This window comes from Patiriisocius sp. (assembly GCF_051252435.1).
Classification (GTDB): Bacteria; Bacteroidota; Bacteroidia; order Flavobacteriales; family Flavobacteriaceae; genus Patiriisocius.
In genome coordinates, this window is the sequence record NZ_JBPOFW010000005.1 from 205862 (window position 1) to 221360 (window position 15499).

A 15499-nucleotide genomic window follows, 5' to 3' on the forward strand; every position below is an offset into this window, starting at 1 on the left:
GTTTTAAAATTGAAAATATAAGCTTTACTAATCCAAATTCCTTCTCACAATCTCCATTCCAGTCTCCCCGAAATACTCAGAGATAATCTTCTGCCAGAGTACCAATCCATTTTCATCGTGTTCAACAGCATAATCAGTTTCATTTACTTCTGGAGTCCAATAAAAATGCGTGTTGTTTATTCCCAATGGTTTGAATAGTAGTTCTTCGGAAATTTCCTCAAACGGTTTATTGAGTTTATTTTCAATAGATTTCCGAAGATATTCAAAACCCTCGCCCGAATATTGAAATTTTGTTCTTGGTTCAAATTTGAAAGTTTGTTCATTGGTTATTGAGGTTACTGTATTTAAAATTTCTGTTATAATAATTTCAGAAATATTAATCTTCTAATACTGCCGGTAATATATAATCAGTCATCATTTGATCAATATTGCTATGTGCATTTGGTATATTGTACGCTGAAGAAGTAATGACGATTACAAATGGAATGTCTTTAAAAATAAAAATCTTGTTGCCTCCACGGCCACTACAATAGGAGACTTCATATTCCTTTTTATTTACTGTATAAGTCTTGTTCCAAAATAAATATCCATAATAATTATCATCATCTGTGGATTGCTTTATCTGTTTGTCCAGACTTTTTTCTACCCATTGCTCGCTTAAAATTTGTTTTCCGTTCCAAGCGCCTTTATTTTTGTATAGTTGACCATATTTTGCAAAATCAATGGCTCTTAGTTGAATGCCCCCAGCGGTATTACCTACTTTTTGAGGAGTATATTGCCATTGGTAATTTGTAATGCCAAGAGGTGTAAATAATTTTTTTTCTGCGTAAGAAACCAATCCGTTGGGTACAGATTGATGAATAATGTCGCCTAAAACAACAACACCAGCAGTGAAATAAGCAAAGTCTTTTCCAATAATTTTATTTTCATCCATAGGTAAATTGAGAGCGAATTTAACCCAGTCATTTGTCGGGTACATATTTTCTTCATTACCTAAACTATTATAGTCACTATCATCACCAACAAATCCCGAACTCATTGTTAAAAGTGATTTTAATGTTACAGATTCTTTTTTCATACTATAATTTTCAAACGATTTTAGATTATAAAAAATTTTTAATAAAACATTTTCGTCTTTTATAAAACTATCTTCGATGGCAATTCCTAGTAATGTTGAAGCAAACGTTTTCCCAACAGATCGCGGGTTGTGCAGACTATCTCTAGTTTTCCCATTAAAATATTCTTCTATTAAAAGTTTTCCTTCTTTTATAACTAAGATTCCGTTGATATCCTCAAATCTTTTTTCTGCTATTTTTCTATTTAAAGCTTCAATTTTTTTTACATCAAAAGTATCTTTTGATAGCTCCCATCCACTAATTGGTTCAATATTTTGAACCGGCACCAGACTTTCATCTATTGGAATTTCAGCAACTTCGATGGTTATATCCCCCTTGGCCAAAACAGGGCTTGTTTTTAGAGTGTCTTGTTGTAAATATGCTCGGACTTCAACACTTAATTTGTGTGTTCCATTGCTTAAAACATCTTGACCTCCACCTAATTTCATAAACTTAAGCCACATAAACCAACCCCAAAAATCTATGGGTTCTGGCGTAACTAAACGGATTGAATGATTGACTTGTTCTGTTTTAAACTCTTTTAATCCTGCTCCTTTATTTAAGTTTTCAACGTAAACTATTTTGCCATCTACTAAAAATGTAAATTGAAAGTTTCCTTTCTCTAATAATTTTTCTTCAGTAAAATTAGGTTCTATCAATTGCAGGCTTTCAATAAGAGGCGTCTTTAACTTAAAATGGATATTCAAAAATTCGTCTCCATTCAGCGTGAAACTATTTGAGAAACTAGGCTGTGTTGAGGTTGTTTTAGCAATATCATTTTTTGAAAAGGAAATAGTATTTGCTTCATTTGTTTGTGCATTGATGGAATTGACATTTCTATTGCAGCAAAATAGAAAACAAGCAATAATAGGTATGATGTATTTTGATTTCATGTTTATATATTTTTATGAATAATTTGATAAAAAAATCCCGAAACAAAACACGTTTCGGGATTTTCAGATCACAGACGTCGATAGCGTTATAGTCTGCTCACATTGTTATTGTGTTTGCTACTATTGTTTTTAACAATAGGGTCGCCCGTATAATTTACTTGACCACCGCTACTTGTTTTTACTTCAAGCTCATCTTTTGTGTTCACTGTAATATTTCCGCCGCTCGAGGCTTTTGCGTTGCAGGAAACAGATAATAAATCTTTAGCGTCAATATGTCCACCACTAGAAGCTTTAGTTCGTAAAGTTTTAGTCTTTCCTTCCACATTTATATTAGCGCCGCTACTAGTCTCAACATACGCGTCTTTAGAAAAAATACTCGCAGTAATATTAGCACCACTGCTTGCATCAAGAGTGATTTTTTCATTCTTAAATTCATTATTCAAACTTACATTTGCCCCGCTACTTGCTTTAATGCTAGAAAGTGTTGTATAGGTTACATAGACCGTTTTTTTGGCTGCGTCTCCTATATTTCCTTCCGTTTTAATGTAAAGTGTGTTATCGTCCACATAAGTTTCAATCATATTTTGAAGGTTAGAATCTGCTTCAACTCTGAGTGCATTTTCCGTCCCTTGCGTTAAAATAACCTCGAGTCCCGAGCTTCCTTTTACGCCGTCAAAATCATTACCTATGCTCCTGTTTTCAACAACAACGTCGCCGTTACCATTTACTCTATTGATATTAAAATCTCCTATGCAAGAATTTATCGAAAGGACTCCTAAAAGCATGATTACTATTTTTGTTGTTTTCATAATGATTGGTTTAGTTTCTGAAATATAACTCACATTAAAAATATGAATTTTTTCAAAAAAGATGAATTAATAAGTTTCAGTTGTGATATTTACTTTGATATTCTTGCCCTTTTCTAATGAGTCTTTCAATCGTTGAATCTCTCTTTCTTTTTCCTGCAATATTCTGTCAACATTGTTAAGCTCTCTTTCAGTTCCATTTAGACCATCTTCCACTTCTTGTTCCCAGCTATTATTACGATATTCTCCGGTACTTCTTTCTTGGTCATAGTCATAATAGTTTCCTCTTGAATTAGTTGAGGTGGTAGGGCAGTCTAAACATTCTGTTCCATTGGGAGTAATTAGCAACGTTTTGCCTTCGTCGCCATTATTCAATATATCTCTATAACGAGAATCGTTGCGGTGGAATGAATATGTGTTTTTATCGGCCATCAACTGTGTCCCGCTTGGTAAATATAATACCACTTCAATTTCTTGGTCTCTAAATTTATTATCCATCGAGGTCGTGAAAAATCCGTCGAGTACTAATTCATTTCCTGTAAGCGTATAGTTATAATCAATAGCTTCAGCATAGTTTTTAGCTTCAATAAAATCGGCTGCTTCCGCGGTACGCTCGATGATTAATTTTCCTACCGAATCATTCGTATGACGCACAATCAAGCGTATGTCATTTGAATAGATAACGCGTTCACCGCTTTGGTTAGTTCTCAATTTCAAACCTCCGTGTCTATTTACCTCATAACTATATTGCTTGTCAGCACGCATTTTCACCCTAAAAATTTCCGAAGCATTTACAGGTACAGCAATTTCAGTAATTGCACTGTTGTCATACGCTCTCGCACTTGCTTGTTTGATAGCCAATACAGCGATAACTCCCAGTGATGCCAACCATAAAACTAATAATGTGATTTTTGCTGGAGTTCCAATTGATTTTACATTTGGTGCTACAATTTTAAGTCCTAAAATAAACAATACAAGCATTGGGATTCCTGCAGCAAAAATACCTAGCATTGAAATCACCCAAACCGGTGTGTTTGATGCATCTACCAAATACCACATGTCTAATCCCACGCCATTATCATAAATCCCGAAGGTTCCAAAAGCGAATAGCCCAATAATGATACCTACTAAACTCATTAATCCTACGACCATTAAAATGACTCCGAAGAATTTAAGAAACACTTTTAAAATGGTAACGATTACAGTTCCGAGGGTATCAAAAAAGTTTGACGATCCTTTTCTGATCTTGTCGCCATACTTGTCATAATCAGCATTTTTTATGCTATCTGCAACGTTTTGATAACCCTCATTAAACTTTTTTTCGATATTCGAAATGTTTATAGGTTCGCCAGTCATTTTTAATTTTTCGCTAGTGGTTTGAGCCGCTGGAACGAGTATCCAAAAAAGAACATACGCCAAGATTGCCGTACCACTTGTAAGGAAGGTTAGGAGTATCCATAAAAGGCGTACCCAAATAGCGTCAAGCCCTAAATAATGCCCTAATCCAGACGAAACACCACTCACAAATTTGTTGTCAATGTCTCTAAATAATTGTTTATGTGGGCTTCGTGTTTTAGATTCGTAGTTTTGATTATCCTTAGGTGCATCTGCCATATCCTCTTCGTAGCTTGCTTCACCCATGGTATAATCTTCGGGCTGTCCCATAATTTTGATGACTTCATCCAGTTCTTTAGTTGAAACTACCTGTGAGTTCGTTTCAATTTTTTCAGAAAAAAGTTCAGCAATACGTGCTTCGATATCACGAATGATTTCTTCACCACCCAGTGGGTCACTCAGCGAGCGACGTATGGCATCGAGGTAGCGTTGTAATTTTCCAAAAGCATCTTCATCGATGTGGAAAAAAGTTCCTGCTAGATTAATATTTACTGTCTTTTTCATTTTTTGGTGGTATTGGTTACTTTAGAAACTGCCGTTTGCAAGTTGCTCCAAGTGGTTGATAATTCATTTAAAAATAGATGACCGGTTTCTGTGAGGTCATAGTATTTGCGTGGGGGTCCGCTCGTTGATTCTTCCCAGCGATAGGAAAGCAATCCTGAGTTTTTAAGGCGTGTAAGCAAGGGATAAATTGTTCCCTCGACCACCAGCAATTTTGCGTCCTTTAGGCTCTCTAGAATATCACTTGTATAGGCCTCGCCATCTTTTAAGATAGAGAGAATACAGTACTCCAGCACTCCTTTACGCATTTGCGCTTTTGTGTTTTCAATATTCATTAGTGTGGGTTGTTATTAAAATGTTCGTTTTTGATAAAGCCTATTTGTGTGTCAATATCACAGCAAATTTCTTGAGGCGTTATTATTTTTTGTTGCTGTGTAATTTCTTGTTCGTGAGCAGCCTGTGCACCTGTAAAATAGAGCGCGGCGGCTAGAATGAGATTGATGAGTGTTTCCATAGCTACTTGTTTTTTGGTGTGGTTGTGTCGTCTATAATATCATCTACGCTACTAGATGTACTATTGTAATGTTGTGTTTTTTTCTCTTCGGAAATTTCTTCTTCGGAACTATTAGTTTCTGAATTCATTTCTTCTGAAGTTTCATCCTGCGGGTTATTTACAAATTGTTGCGTTCTTGTCACGTCTTCAGCGTGATCCGAAATTGTAATGAATTTAATGCTCAACGGATATGTGAAATTCTCCCCCTTGCTGGCACTTATTGTACCTGTAATTACATAGTATAATTCAAAAAGGAATAGCCCAAAAAGTAACAACCCAAATATGACAAATAAAGCAATGTAACCGCCCAGATTTGAAAATTGACTCATCGCTTGGTCCTCTGTCGCTCTTTCAAGCGTTTCTATAAGACTTATAAAATCTGTCGCGAAAATAGCGATGAACGGTACACTTAACAGTGCGATACCCAAGGCATAAATAAATATACTCAATTGAAAGTTTAAAGCTTCTCTCCCGTGGTGGTCTAAAAAACGTTTCTCTTTATGGAGTGTCCATAAAAGGAGTGGCGCAAAAAAGTTTGCGAAGGGAAAAAAGTATTTCAAAAATGTAGAGGCGTGTATAAATGCACCTATATTTTTTTGATTTTCTGTGATTGATTGTTCCATTGCCTATTAATTTCTTATACAAATATATGTCTTAAAAAAGGTATTATGTTACGCATAGTACTAAAATTAACATTTTTTTAACATTTGTAAAATATTTAAATATCTACTAATCAACACTTAGGATTGTTTTATTTGTGTTGGTTTAAAATGTGACTTTTGTATTGGCTACGTTTAATAGGATATAATTATCTTCGCTATAAACACAATTAAATATGATTTCGAAGCGAAAAATTAATACGTTCACCTTATTTAAACTGCCGTCTGTATTTTTTATGGGGGTGCGTGTTAAGGAGATTTCTGAAACTAGTTGTGTGACTTCGGTAAAGCATCAATGGATCAATCAAAATCCGTTTAATTCTCTATTTTGGGCCGTACAAGGAATGGCTGCCGAATTATCAACCGGAGCGATGGTAATGGGGGCGATTAAAGAAAGCGGGCAGCATATTTCAATGCTTGTTGCTAACAATAAGGCAAATTTCAGTAAAAAAGCGACAGGTAGAATTAATTTTACGTGTAGCGATGGACACCTCATTTCTGAAGCAATTAATAATACGATTGCTACCGGAGAGGGGCAGACTTTCTGGATGAAATCTATTGGGACGGATGAAAGTGGCGACTTAGTTTCAACTTTTGAATTTGAATGGACGGTGCGGTTAAAGCCTAATAAATAGTTAATTAAAATTTTTGTTTATAATTGACTGTGTTAATTACCCAAACTTTGTAGCGTTGAACGATTTTTTTCGTTATATTTAAAACAGATTAATTAAAACATAAAGCGTATAGAGAGAACACTACTTAACCCTAACATCTAATCAATATTATGGCTAGAGCAATGTATGATTACACAAAGGCAGTACTTTCAAAAGTGAGCTTTGATGTTAATCTTTTCTGTAAAGAGCTTGAAAAAGCATTATCACGTTTACTTCCTTACGAAATTGAGGAATTAAAAATATGGGTTAATTCACTCATTGCAGAAAACCCTCAACTCAATCAATGTTTAATTCAGTTAAATCCTTAAACGGGAAAAACGTCCTTCAAAAACTTTTTTGAAGGACGTTTTTTTTAAGCACAAATTAAGATGAATAATAAACGGGTATTAACTTTGAAGAGAGCATCAGAAATTACTAAATGTTTTACTTCAAAGATAAATTCAATATCATATGAACACTATGAATCTTTTTTATTCATTGAGGAAATAAAGAAAACATTGATAAAAATTGAATATTTTGATTGTTGTCTTATTTATTATCTAAATTATGATATTCCTAATGAGGTTAAAATTGATATTGATAAATATTTTAATGGGTGTTTTGGTTTTTGATTGCATTTATAAAAATTAGGTTTCGACTGCGCTCAACCAGACATTAAAGATAATTATCAGTCAGACTTCTTAAGAGTTTCTTTCTACTTCAAAGGACTTACAATCTTCACATCTTGAAATCTAATCGCACCACGAATTACGCCTGCGATTACGTCATACATTGCATTGACAATTTGCATTTTAAGTTCGCTATTATTATAGATAAGGCTTACTTCTCTTGCTGGAGATGGCTCATTGAAGTAACGTAGTTTTTCTTTTTGAGTGTCGGTAAGGTCTAAGGTGTGCAGATAGGGTAGAAGTGTCATACCCAAACCTTCATTTGATAATTTTATGAGAGTTTCAAAACTTCCGCTTTGTAGTTGGAAGCTATCATCTTGAGTCGCTGTTTTTGATTTACAAAGATTGATAACACCGTCTCTAAAACAATGTCCGTCTTCTAATAATAATAAATCATCCAAATCTAAATCCTCGCTACTTATTTTCTTCTTTTCAAAAAGTCTGTGACTTTCTGGAATGTATCCTACAAACGGTTCGTAGTAAATAGGACGTTCTTTAATATTATCTTGTTCTAAAGGAGTCGCAGCAATGGCAGCATCCAAATGCCCTTCTTTTAGTTTTTTAATGATGTCCTCAGTTGTGAGTTCTTCAATTTTGAGGTGGACTTTAGAGTATTTTTTTGTGAAATTTCGCAAGAACATAGGAAGCAATGTTGGCATTACCGTCGGAATAATACCAATATTAAAGTCACCACCAATAAATCCTTTTTCTTGGTCGACCACATCTTGCATGCGCTCGCTCTCATTAACGATGTTTCTTGCTTGGCGTACTATTTTTTGCCCAACAACCGTAAGTTCAATGGGTTTTTTGCTCCTATCAAAAATAAGGATATCGAGTTCTTCTTCCAGTTTTTGAATTTGCATACTCAACGTAGGCTGGGTTACAAATGTTTTTTGAGCTGCTTTTGTAAAGTTTTGATTTTCGGCTACGGCGAGTACGTATTTGAGTTGGGTAATTGTCATAATCTCTTGAAATGTGGTTGCATTTCAAAGATAAGAAATATTGATAGAATATTAATTTAATTTAGATTTTTCTTATGATTAAGTTGGTGCTTTTATAAAAAATAATCAATTAATTGAGAATTTTTTATTCAGTTAACATTTATCCATTAAAAACACATTAGCAACATATTTAACAAACATTTTGTTTGTAGCCTTATTTATATGGTATCTCACTGAACCATTGCCATGGCATGTGTTTGTCTGCCATAGTAAGTTCTAATAAATCCCTAAAAATAATTCCCGTATTTTCTGAATTACTCATAATCAAAACTCCCTTGTCCAATGCTGGAAATAGTATGGAGTAATGGTGGAATCCGCTTCCACGTCCTTCTTTAAAATACCCTTTCCCATAAGGAGTTTCAAGATATCCCCAACCTAGACCATAACTTAATTTGATATTTTCAAATTCGACATCAGTTGCTTTTTTGTCTTCAATGAGCTGAGCCAAAGAATTAACTTTGAATTGTGGGCTAAAAATCTCATTATAAGATGCTTCACTTAGGACTTTCTTATGCAAAACTGCTGTTAGAAAGATGATATAATCTTCAAATGTAGTTTCTAACGTACTTGCCGCTCTTGGCTCGTTATCTTTATCCTTCTTGAAAACACCTCCATTTTTTGCATAACTTATTGCATAATCTTTTTCAAATTTCGGTTTCCATTCATAAGCTGAATTTTTCATGCCTAAAGGTTTGAACACAATATCTTGGGCAAGTTGCTCTAGTCCTTTGCTGGTTATCTTTTCTAAAACAACCTGCAAGTAAACAAACCCTTCACCACTATATTCATAATGCTCACCGGGTATCGTGCTCGTCTGCAATTTTAAATCCCTAGACCTCCAATTTTGAAAACCCGAAGTATGATTTAAGCACATTCTTGCAGTAATGTTATGATACAGACTATCGGTTTTGAGGTCTGAATAATCATCGTGCCAACGCGTTACTGGCTCATATTCATAAATTTTCTTCGGAAGATAAGACTCAAGAGGCGTGTCCAAATCAATAATACCATCTTCCACTAATTTCATAACAATTACGCTAAAAACAGCTTTACTCAAAGAGGCTCCATAGATGTTTGTGGAATCTGTTAAGGTCGATTTTTCAGAAATATCTTTATATCCAAAAATATGTTTATAATCAGGTTGCTTATTATTGAAAATTACAACCCCTAATCCTTGAACGTCTGAGTTGGTTGCCAATTGTTGTATTCTATGAGTCAATGAATCTTTAGAAATAGTACTTCCATCTAACCTTTCAACATTTTCATTTTTATTTACAGTACAGCTGCCAAGTACAAATATTCCTACAAGAAATATGATACTAGATAAAACACCGGATTGTTTGAATTTTAAAAATGGAATAGATAACGGATAGTAACATTTTTCCTTTTTGAGAACATAAATAATGTTGAAAATCACAACACCAATACAAACAGGAACTGTAGCTATAAAGAAAATAAACCCCCATTTTTCAATAGTTAGTAAGCTCACAAAAGATAAGGCTGCTAATAGCAAAGCCGTTATTTGAAAGTTGATTATCTTAATTCCGTGCTTGTCATAAATGGGATTGTCCTCTCGTTTGTGTATCCAAATAAAAAGGGGGAGAAGTACATTGCATAATGGAATAAAGATTCCTAATAGCGGAGTCGCGTGTAATAGCAAAAGCCATTTTTTCTTAATCGTTTCTTCTTTAGGATTTTCTAGAGGAATTAACTCATTTACTTCAACTTCTAAGGCAGCAGCGAGCAACTTAATAGTATTTAAATGTGGATTAACTTCAGCTTTTTCAATACGTTGTATCGTACGTATTGTAACATTTGTTCTAAGAGACAATTCTTCTTGGGAGAACCCTTTACTTTTTCTTAGATACTTTAGTCTGTCGGCAATGGACTGATTGTTCATGATTTAAATTTTTTTTTTCTGAAACAAATGTATTGAATACCGCTTGCCTTTTATCCGACATTTACATGTCATATAAATGTCATTTCCCTAAAACAGTAGTGATTTTGATGTTTTTTCCAAACATTTTTTAATTAGTATGAACGAGTTTAAAATAAATATTTAGGGGTTTGATTATATAAAATTTCCGAAGAAAAATAAGATAGTATTTGTATCAATATTTCAGAAAATGCAATTCACTTTAATCCTTTTATATTTAGTGAAGTCTGAAATTTCAACTATTTAAATTTCTTTTATTAAACAAATCAATTTCAGTTTGAAACGATTTTCAATCCAACGATTGAAGCTATTAGGGTTGAGATAAAAAATAGTCTCCAAAATGTAGCAGGCTCATTAAATATAAAAATTCCCAATAGTACTGTTCCAATCGCACCAATTCCTGTCCAGACACCATAAGCAGTGCCGATAGGTAATTCTTGAGTTGCTTTTACAAGTAGCAACATACTGATGGATAAACATACGATAAACCCGATGTACCAAAATACTGTTTCGGTGCCTGTGGTTTCTTTTGCTTTTCCAAGGCATGCAGCAAAACCTACTTCAAACAGCCCGGCTATGATTACTATAATCCAATTCATTTTAACCTATCACTTATTTGATTTGATGTTTTTATACTGTTGAATTTTTTTCAGCGCAAAAATCCAGCTTTAAAAACGGATAATTTACGGTGTTAATCCAAAATTATATTTTTTAACCAAATTTCTGCTAGTGCTGGCCAAGTTTCGGCCGCAATATTGCCATGTCGCAATCCATAACCATGTCCACCGTTTGAAAGCAAATGTAATTCAACTGGAATTTGATTATCTCTTAAAGCGCTTGCCATTACAAGAGCGCTATTGGCATGTTCATCATCTGCCGTTGCAAAAATGAAAAATGGAGGTATATCTTTAGTAATTTGTAACTCGGGTGTAATACTTCTTTCTTCTCCTTTGTCAAGATAAGCGGGGTAAATAAGCAGTGCGAAATCTGGCCTGCTGGATAAAGTATCAATGGCATCTAATTTTTCATAGGAGTCATAATTAAATCTTGTGGATGCTCTTGCACTCAAACTACCTCCTGCCGAAAAGCCTAGTACCCCTATTTTATTAGGATTTAACTCCCATCTTTTTGCTCTATTACGGATGATTTTTATCGCTCTTTGAATATCATACAAAGCTTGTTCTTGTTTATCAGGTACACGATATTGCAATACGAAGGCAGTAAAACCCAATGTATTAAGCCATGCAGCCACCTCATAACCTTCCTTGTCGATTGACAGTGTTTTATATCCTCCACCTGGCGATACTATAATACCTGCGCCATTATTAACAGATGCTTCTGGTTCAAAAACGATTAATGCGGGATTCGTTACGTCAGTCAATCTAATAACATTACCCTTTGTGTTTGCTGTTTGTACAGGGTCATGTTTTACCTCATTTTCACCGGGGACATTACCCGACCATAAATAAATAGTCTCGTTTGTTTGAGCAAAATTTGCTAGAGGAATAAAGAATATTAAGTTTAAAGCAAATAATAATTTCAAACTTGTTGGTCTTTTTGGTTTCATGTTTTTTGAATAATGTCTAAACAAAAGAAGTGCTGAAAAATTAACTATCCCTTGAATTTAAGGTAAGAATACAGCGACTTCCAAATATACCTTAACTTTTAATTAAACAACAACTTCCGCATTGATTATATTCTTTGTTGCCCATAGGTTTACTCCGCAATCCTTCCGCTTAGTTTAAATGCATTGTAAAATTCAGCAATTGTTTTAAAATCATATTTTTCTTTATCCGTTTTAAAAAAACCTTTCATTGATTTCGAATTATATTCAATTCTTAATTTTTCATTTTCAAAAACCGGCTTTTTCTCGCCAAAACCACCATTCTCATAAAAAATGTAAAAATGATTTACATAGGATGAAGAAAGTATCCCATAAAAATAACCTGTTAATATCGGTTTTCTGTCCGCCGTTATAATAAATTGTCGACTATAAATGAAATCTTCTTGTAAATTCCATAGCTTTTCCGCGCCACTTGCGCTTATTTCTAATTCGCTCGTTTCGAAGTCAAAGCTAATTATTTCATTTTCATAAATGAATGGATTAATATCTAAATCATCTTCATCTGCATTGTAACTTCCTGCATAAATATAATTATCAGTAACTGTATCCAAACGCGCAAACTCACGCAATAACTTATTTGAATGAATCATAGAACTATCAGTTCTCGTACTTTCGATAAAATTCCATTCACGAGTTATTTCTACTCCATCTTTAGTTTTGATTCGTTCTTTTGGAAGATAAATTTCGATTTTCGGCAAATCTGAATTAGTCATAATTTCGTTCTTCTGTTTACATCCAATTATGGACAGAAGAGCTATAAATATTATGAAAATGGTTTTTTTCAAACTTATGGGTAACGGTCGAGTATATGAAAAGTAGCGCTGATTTGCACGCTACCCATTCGGTTAAACTCAAGCCGAATTTTTAAATTTTACTATTTATTTTTTTATTGAAAATCGTCAAATTTAAAAATTTGGCGACCTCGAAAAAGTTCCCAAATCTTTGTGTTTGCAACGAATTGCGCTGTTTTTTATATGCGTTGTTGCCCATAGTATTTTATAGAACAAACTTTTTATGATTTAATAAATTTTTTACTTATTATTCTACCATTGACAGACACATTTACAAAATATACACCTGAAGAAAGTTCAGAAATATTTATTCTAGTAGAGTTTTTATCTATTAAAAGTATTCCTTCCATCGAATATACTTTTAAATTTATTATTGGATTATCTGATTTGATATTTATAAAATTTTGGGTTGGGTTAGGAAATAATGTTATATTTTCTGAAGTATTTATTTCTGCTAAGCCTAAAGTGCAGTTTTCACTGTAAGAGGCGGATGCATCCTTACACTATCCCTGTGTTCCGCCACTAAAACATCCTGTAGAATTTGCTTCGTCTTCATCAAAAACATTGATGCACATTAAGTTTGGGTTGTCTAAAGCTATCATTACAGATAAGTTTTCGTTACTTCCAATATTAACGTTCAAATTTACAAGTTGATTGTTCTTAACATTTAATCTTAATAAATTTGGATTTTGAGAAATATCAAGATTTATAAGTTGATTGTTTTCAGCATCAAAAAAAATTAAATTTTCATTTTGAGATAGGTCTAAGCTTATAATTTCATTATTAGGTATTATTAGATGCGTTAGATTTGTGTTCTGCGAAATATCTAAATTTACTAAAGGATTAGTAAGACTATATAATAGTTCTAAATTCGGATTTTGTGTTATGTCTAAATCTATCAGATTGTTCCCGCTACAGGATAGTGCGTTCAAATTTGGATTTTGTAAAAAACTTAAAGTGGATATTCCATTGTTGTCACAGAAAAGAAATTCGAGATTAGTAAATTCTTCTATACCCATTAAAGATGTAATATCTTGCCCCCCGACAAATAAGTGTGTGACAGCCTTGGCCTCACTTATTTGTATTTCGCCATCGTTGTTTGTATCCACATCATCATCTGGTTGGCCACTTCCATTTGTATCTGTACAAATCGTATTTACTAGAGCTGATTTAAAATTCCCATCTGGAATAATTACATTTTGTGCTTGGGATAAAAACCCAAAAAGTAATAAATAAATTGTGTGTATTTTTTTCATATTTTTTCTTTTTATGTAATATTATTAATTCTTGAGCCTTTATTCAGGACGGGTCAATATTATGGCTAACGGTTTTGTATATGGCTCGTACCGTGTAAATTAGAAAATTATTTTCGGATTTAACACAAGCCAGATTTTTAAATTTTACTATTTACCTTTTATTGGAAATCGTCAAATTTAAAAATTTGGCGGTCTCCCAAATATACCTTAACTTTTAATTGAGCACAAACTCCGGCATTGCTTATATGCGTTGTTAGCAAACGTATTTCTCTTCATCATCTTTTCACGAATACAGTTTTCTCTTCTGAAATTAGCTTATTTCTTTTTAAGACATATTCTTCAGTTTCAAAATATGTCTTCCCAAGGTCGTCAAAATAAATTGTCACTTCAAAACTGTCTTCCGATAAAACTTTATAAAAGTATTCTTTGCCTAAATGATAGATTTTGAAGTTAGATACTTTTAGTTCTTTAGGCAGATTTATTTTTCCGCTATCATTTATTTCGTAGCCTAATTCTTCTTTATTATTAAATATTATGTAGGCGCCAAAAGCTGCTAATTTATCTGGGTAGTGAATTTTAAAATATGGTTCACTTTCAGTTTTGATTTCATCTACAAATATTTTGTTTTTCAAATAAGTCGAGTCGCTATTCAGTATAATTTTATTTTCTTTTAAAATCCAATCGCCTTTACTTTTACTATCGATTAAACCTATCACGTTTCTAAAACTAAATCGGTTATTCTCTTCTAAAACAATTTCAATCAAACCTTCTTCTACTTTTGCTTTATACCTGCCTTCCAGCGATACTTTTTCAATTCTTGATGATGAACAAGAGGTGAGTATTATAAGTAATATGAGAATGTTTTTTTTCAATATGTTTGCTAACTAGTGTATATAAGCAAGTTAAAAATTTTCCGAGTACTATTGATGCTTTCCAAAAGTTATTTTTAATGTTTAACCAAAATGAAGCTAAAATTTCAGAAGTTGTATATACGTAGTTTTTTTAAAAGTTCTTAAATTTTATAAATAGCTCTCAAAACACCAAAAACCCCTATAACAAAAGGTGTTAAAGAGGTTTTTAAAGTTGGTATCGGTTAAAACTGTGCCTACATTCTTATGTCTATATACACATCTTTGCCATTTATTTCAAATTTAGCATCACTCCACATAGGTGGGCCAAAACTCATTACATTGTTTGACATCCCATAATCTTCAAGTGGCATTCCGTTTGCCGCAAAATCCATTTGATTGTTATTGTTTTTATCGTGATAAATAACAATGGCGTATTCTCCGGCCGGCACGTTTTCAAAAGTTACAACAGATTTCCCGTCTTTAATTTCGCCATTGGTACCTTGAAAAGGTTGGCCTTTCATAAAATTATGCTCTTGGTAGAGCGCAAGACCTATTTTGCCTTCGTCACTATTTACAGGAACGGTTACAGTAATAGAGTTACCAGTTGATGTTATAGTTTCAGATTGCGCAGTGGCTACAAAAGATGCAATAGATAATGCGATTGAGATGATGATAGTTTTCATGATATAACGTTTTAAGGGTTGATTTTTATTTCTGAAACAAAGATGCCACAGAACAAACCTTTACGAAACTTTATAAAACCGAAATGTCAATTT

18 protein-coding genes are annotated in these 15499 nt (G+C 33.3%); 2 read left to right on the forward strand and 16 right to left on the reverse strand.

The genetic code is table 11. The features are described from left to right. Positions 1-27: 27 nt before the first annotated feature. The 7 genes from ACSHW7_RS12560 to ACSHW7_RS12590 form a co-directional block, all read right to left on the reverse strand. Positions 28-381: a serine hydrolase gene (locus tag ACSHW7_RS12560; RefSeq protein WP_435679759.1), complete on the reverse strand. Its 354-nt coding sequence runs from the start codon at positions 379-381 to the stop codon at positions 28-30. Next, complete coding sequence (locus tag ACSHW7_RS12565) at positions 377-2008, reverse strand: serine hydrolase domain-containing protein (protein WP_435679709.1); 1632 nt, start codon at positions 2006-2008, stop codon at positions 377-379. The genes ACSHW7_RS12560 and ACSHW7_RS12565 overlap by 5 nt, the downstream gene beginning before the upstream one ends. 86 nt (positions 2009-2094) lie before the next feature. Then, positions 2095-2817 carry a head GIN domain-containing protein gene (locus tag ACSHW7_RS12570; RefSeq protein ID WP_435679710.1) on the reverse strand — a complete coding sequence of 241 codons (723 nt, stop codon included), beginning with the start codon at positions 2815-2817 and terminating at the stop codon, positions 2095-2097. A 66-nt stretch (positions 2818-2883) separates the two neighbouring features. After that, positions 2884-4713, reverse strand: a complete 1830-nt coding sequence (locus ACSHW7_RS12575) for a PspC domain-containing protein (RefSeq protein ID WP_435679711.1) — start codon at positions 4711-4713, stop codon at positions 2884-2886. Continuing rightward, the gene (locus ACSHW7_RS12580; protein WP_151894150.1) at positions 4710-5045 is read right to left on the reverse strand and encodes a PadR family transcriptional regulator; all 336 of its coding nucleotides are present in this window, start codon (positions 5043-5045) and stop codon (positions 4710-4712) included. The genes ACSHW7_RS12575 and ACSHW7_RS12580 overlap by 4 nt, the downstream gene beginning before the upstream one ends. Continuing rightward, positions 5045-5224, reverse strand: coding sequence for a hypothetical protein (locus tag ACSHW7_RS12585; RefSeq protein WP_435679712.1), 180 nt, complete (start codon positions 5222-5224; stop codon positions 5045-5047). The genes ACSHW7_RS12580 and ACSHW7_RS12585 overlap by 1 nt, the downstream gene beginning before the upstream one ends. A 2-nt stretch (positions 5225-5226) precedes the next feature. Further along, complete coding sequence (locus tag ACSHW7_RS12590) at positions 5227-5886, reverse strand: DUF4870 domain-containing protein (protein WP_435679713.1); 660 nt, start codon at positions 5884-5886, stop codon at positions 5227-5229. Between the two features lie 212 nt (positions 5887-6098). Between ACSHW7_RS12590 and ACSHW7_RS12595 the strand changes: the two genes are divergently transcribed. Beyond that, a complete protein-coding gene (locus ACSHW7_RS12595; protein WP_435679714.1) occupies positions 6099-6557 on the forward strand; it encodes a DUF4442 domain-containing protein in 459 nt (152 codons plus the stop codon). Positions 6558-6706: 149 nt separating this feature from the next. Continuing rightward, positions 6707-6904, forward strand: a complete 198-nt coding sequence (locus ACSHW7_RS12600; protein ID WP_435679715.1) for a hypothetical protein — start codon at positions 6707-6709, stop codon at positions 6902-6904. A gap of 386 nt (positions 6905-7290) precedes the next feature. Here ACSHW7_RS12600 and ACSHW7_RS12605 read toward each other — a convergent pair whose 3' ends face one another. The 9 genes from ACSHW7_RS12605 to ACSHW7_RS12645 all read right to left on the reverse strand — a co-directional run bounded on the left by ACSHW7_RS12605 (position 7291) and on the right by ACSHW7_RS12645 (position 15406). After that, positions 7291-8226 (reverse strand): LysR family transcriptional regulator, encoded by a 936-nt coding sequence (locus tag ACSHW7_RS12605; protein ID WP_435679716.1) that lies wholly within the window; start codon positions 8224-8226, stop codon positions 7291-7293. A 193-nt stretch (positions 8227-8419) separates the two neighbouring features. Next, positions 8420-10165 carry a serine hydrolase gene (locus ACSHW7_RS12610; RefSeq protein WP_435679717.1) on the reverse strand — a complete coding sequence of 582 codons (1746 nt, stop codon included), beginning with the start codon at positions 10163-10165 and terminating at the stop codon, positions 8420-8422. 308 nt (positions 10166-10473) lie between these two features. Continuing rightward, positions 10474-10800: a DMT family transporter gene (locus ACSHW7_RS12615; protein ID WP_435679718.1), complete on the reverse strand. Its 327-nt coding sequence runs from the start codon at positions 10798-10800 to the stop codon at positions 10474-10476. Positions 10801-10892: 92 nt separating this feature from the next. Further along, positions 10893-11768, reverse strand: a complete 876-nt coding sequence (locus ACSHW7_RS12620) for an alpha/beta hydrolase (RefSeq protein WP_435679719.1) — start codon at positions 11766-11768, stop codon at positions 10893-10895. Between the two features lie 149 nt (positions 11769-11917). Further along, positions 11918-12538, reverse strand: coding sequence for a hypothetical protein (locus ACSHW7_RS12625; protein ID WP_435679720.1), 621 nt, complete (start codon positions 12536-12538; stop codon positions 11918-11920). Positions 12539-12837: 299 nt separating this feature from the next. After that, positions 12838-13065, reverse strand: coding sequence for a T9SS type A sorting domain-containing protein (locus tag ACSHW7_RS12630; RefSeq protein ID WP_435679760.1), 228 nt, complete (start codon positions 13063-13065; stop codon positions 12838-12840). A 54-nt stretch (positions 13066-13119) separates the two neighbouring features. Then, positions 13120-13872, reverse strand: coding sequence for a hypothetical protein (locus tag ACSHW7_RS12635; RefSeq protein WP_435679721.1), 753 nt, complete (start codon positions 13870-13872; stop codon positions 13120-13122). A gap of 275 nt (positions 13873-14147) precedes the next feature. Beyond that, entirely contained in the window at positions 14148-14744 is a 597-nt protein-coding gene (locus ACSHW7_RS12640) for a hypothetical protein (RefSeq protein ID WP_435679722.1), read from the reverse strand. A 233-nt stretch (positions 14745-14977) separates the two neighbouring features. Continuing rightward, positions 14978-15406, reverse strand: coding sequence for a DUF2141 domain-containing protein (locus ACSHW7_RS12645; protein WP_435679723.1), 429 nt, complete (start codon positions 15404-15406; stop codon positions 14978-14980). Between the last annotated feature and the right edge of the window lie 93 nt (positions 15407-15499).

Excerpts from the sequence above, each read along its gene's own strand:
- ACSHW7_RS12565 (WP_435679709.1), bottom strand. The coding sequence starts at position 2,008 with ATGAAATCAAAATACATCATACCTATTATTGCTTGTTTTCTATTTTGC.
- ACSHW7_RS12570 (WP_435679710.1), bottom strand. The coding sequence starts at position 2,817 with ATGAAAACAACAAAAATAGTAATCATGCTTTTAGGAGTCCTTTCGATA.
- ACSHW7_RS12575 (WP_435679711.1), bottom strand. The coding sequence starts at position 4,713 with ATGAAAAAGACAGTAAATATTAATCTAGCAGGAACTTTTTTCCACATC.
- ACSHW7_RS12580 (WP_151894150.1), bottom strand. The coding sequence starts at position 5,045 with ATGAATATTGAAAACACAAAAGCGCAAATGCGTAAAGGAGTGCTGGAG.
- ACSHW7_RS12585 (WP_435679712.1), bottom strand. The coding sequence starts at position 5,224 with ATGGAAACACTCATCAATCTCATTCTAGCCGCCGCGCTCTATTTTACA.
- ACSHW7_RS12590 (WP_435679713.1), bottom strand. The coding sequence starts at position 5,886 with ATGGAACAATCAATCACAGAAAATCAAAAAAATATAGGTGCATTTATA.
- ACSHW7_RS12595 (WP_435679714.1), top strand. The coding sequence starts at position 6,099 with ATGATTTCGAAGCGAAAAATTAATACGTTCACCTTATTTAAACTGCCG.
- ACSHW7_RS12600 (WP_435679715.1), top strand. The coding sequence starts at position 6,707 with ATGGCTAGAGCAATGTATGATTACACAAAGGCAGTACTTTCAAAAGTG.
- ACSHW7_RS12605 (WP_435679716.1), bottom strand. The coding sequence starts at position 8,226 with ATGACAATTACCCAACTCAAATACGTACTCGCCGTAGCCGAAAATCAA.
- ACSHW7_RS12610 (WP_435679717.1), bottom strand. The coding sequence starts at position 10,165 with ATGAACAATCAGTCCATTGCCGACAGACTAAAGTATCTAAGAAAAAGT.
- ACSHW7_RS12615 (WP_435679718.1), bottom strand. The coding sequence starts at position 10,800 with ATGAATTGGATTATAGTAATCATAGCCGGGCTGTTTGAAGTAGGTTTT.
- ACSHW7_RS12620 (WP_435679719.1), bottom strand. The coding sequence starts at position 11,768 with ATGAAACCAAAAAGACCAACAAGTTTGAAATTATTATTTGCTTTAAAC.
- ACSHW7_RS12625 (WP_435679720.1), bottom strand. The coding sequence starts at position 12,538 with ATGACTAATTCAGATTTGCCGAAAATCGAAATTTATCTTCCAAAAGAA.
- ACSHW7_RS12635 (WP_435679721.1), bottom strand. The coding sequence starts at position 13,872 with ATGAAAAAAATACACACAATTTATTTATTACTTTTTGGGTTTTTATCC.
- ACSHW7_RS12645 (WP_435679723.1), bottom strand. The coding sequence starts at position 15,406 with ATGAAAACTATCATCATCTCAATCGCATTATCTATTGCATCTTTTGTA.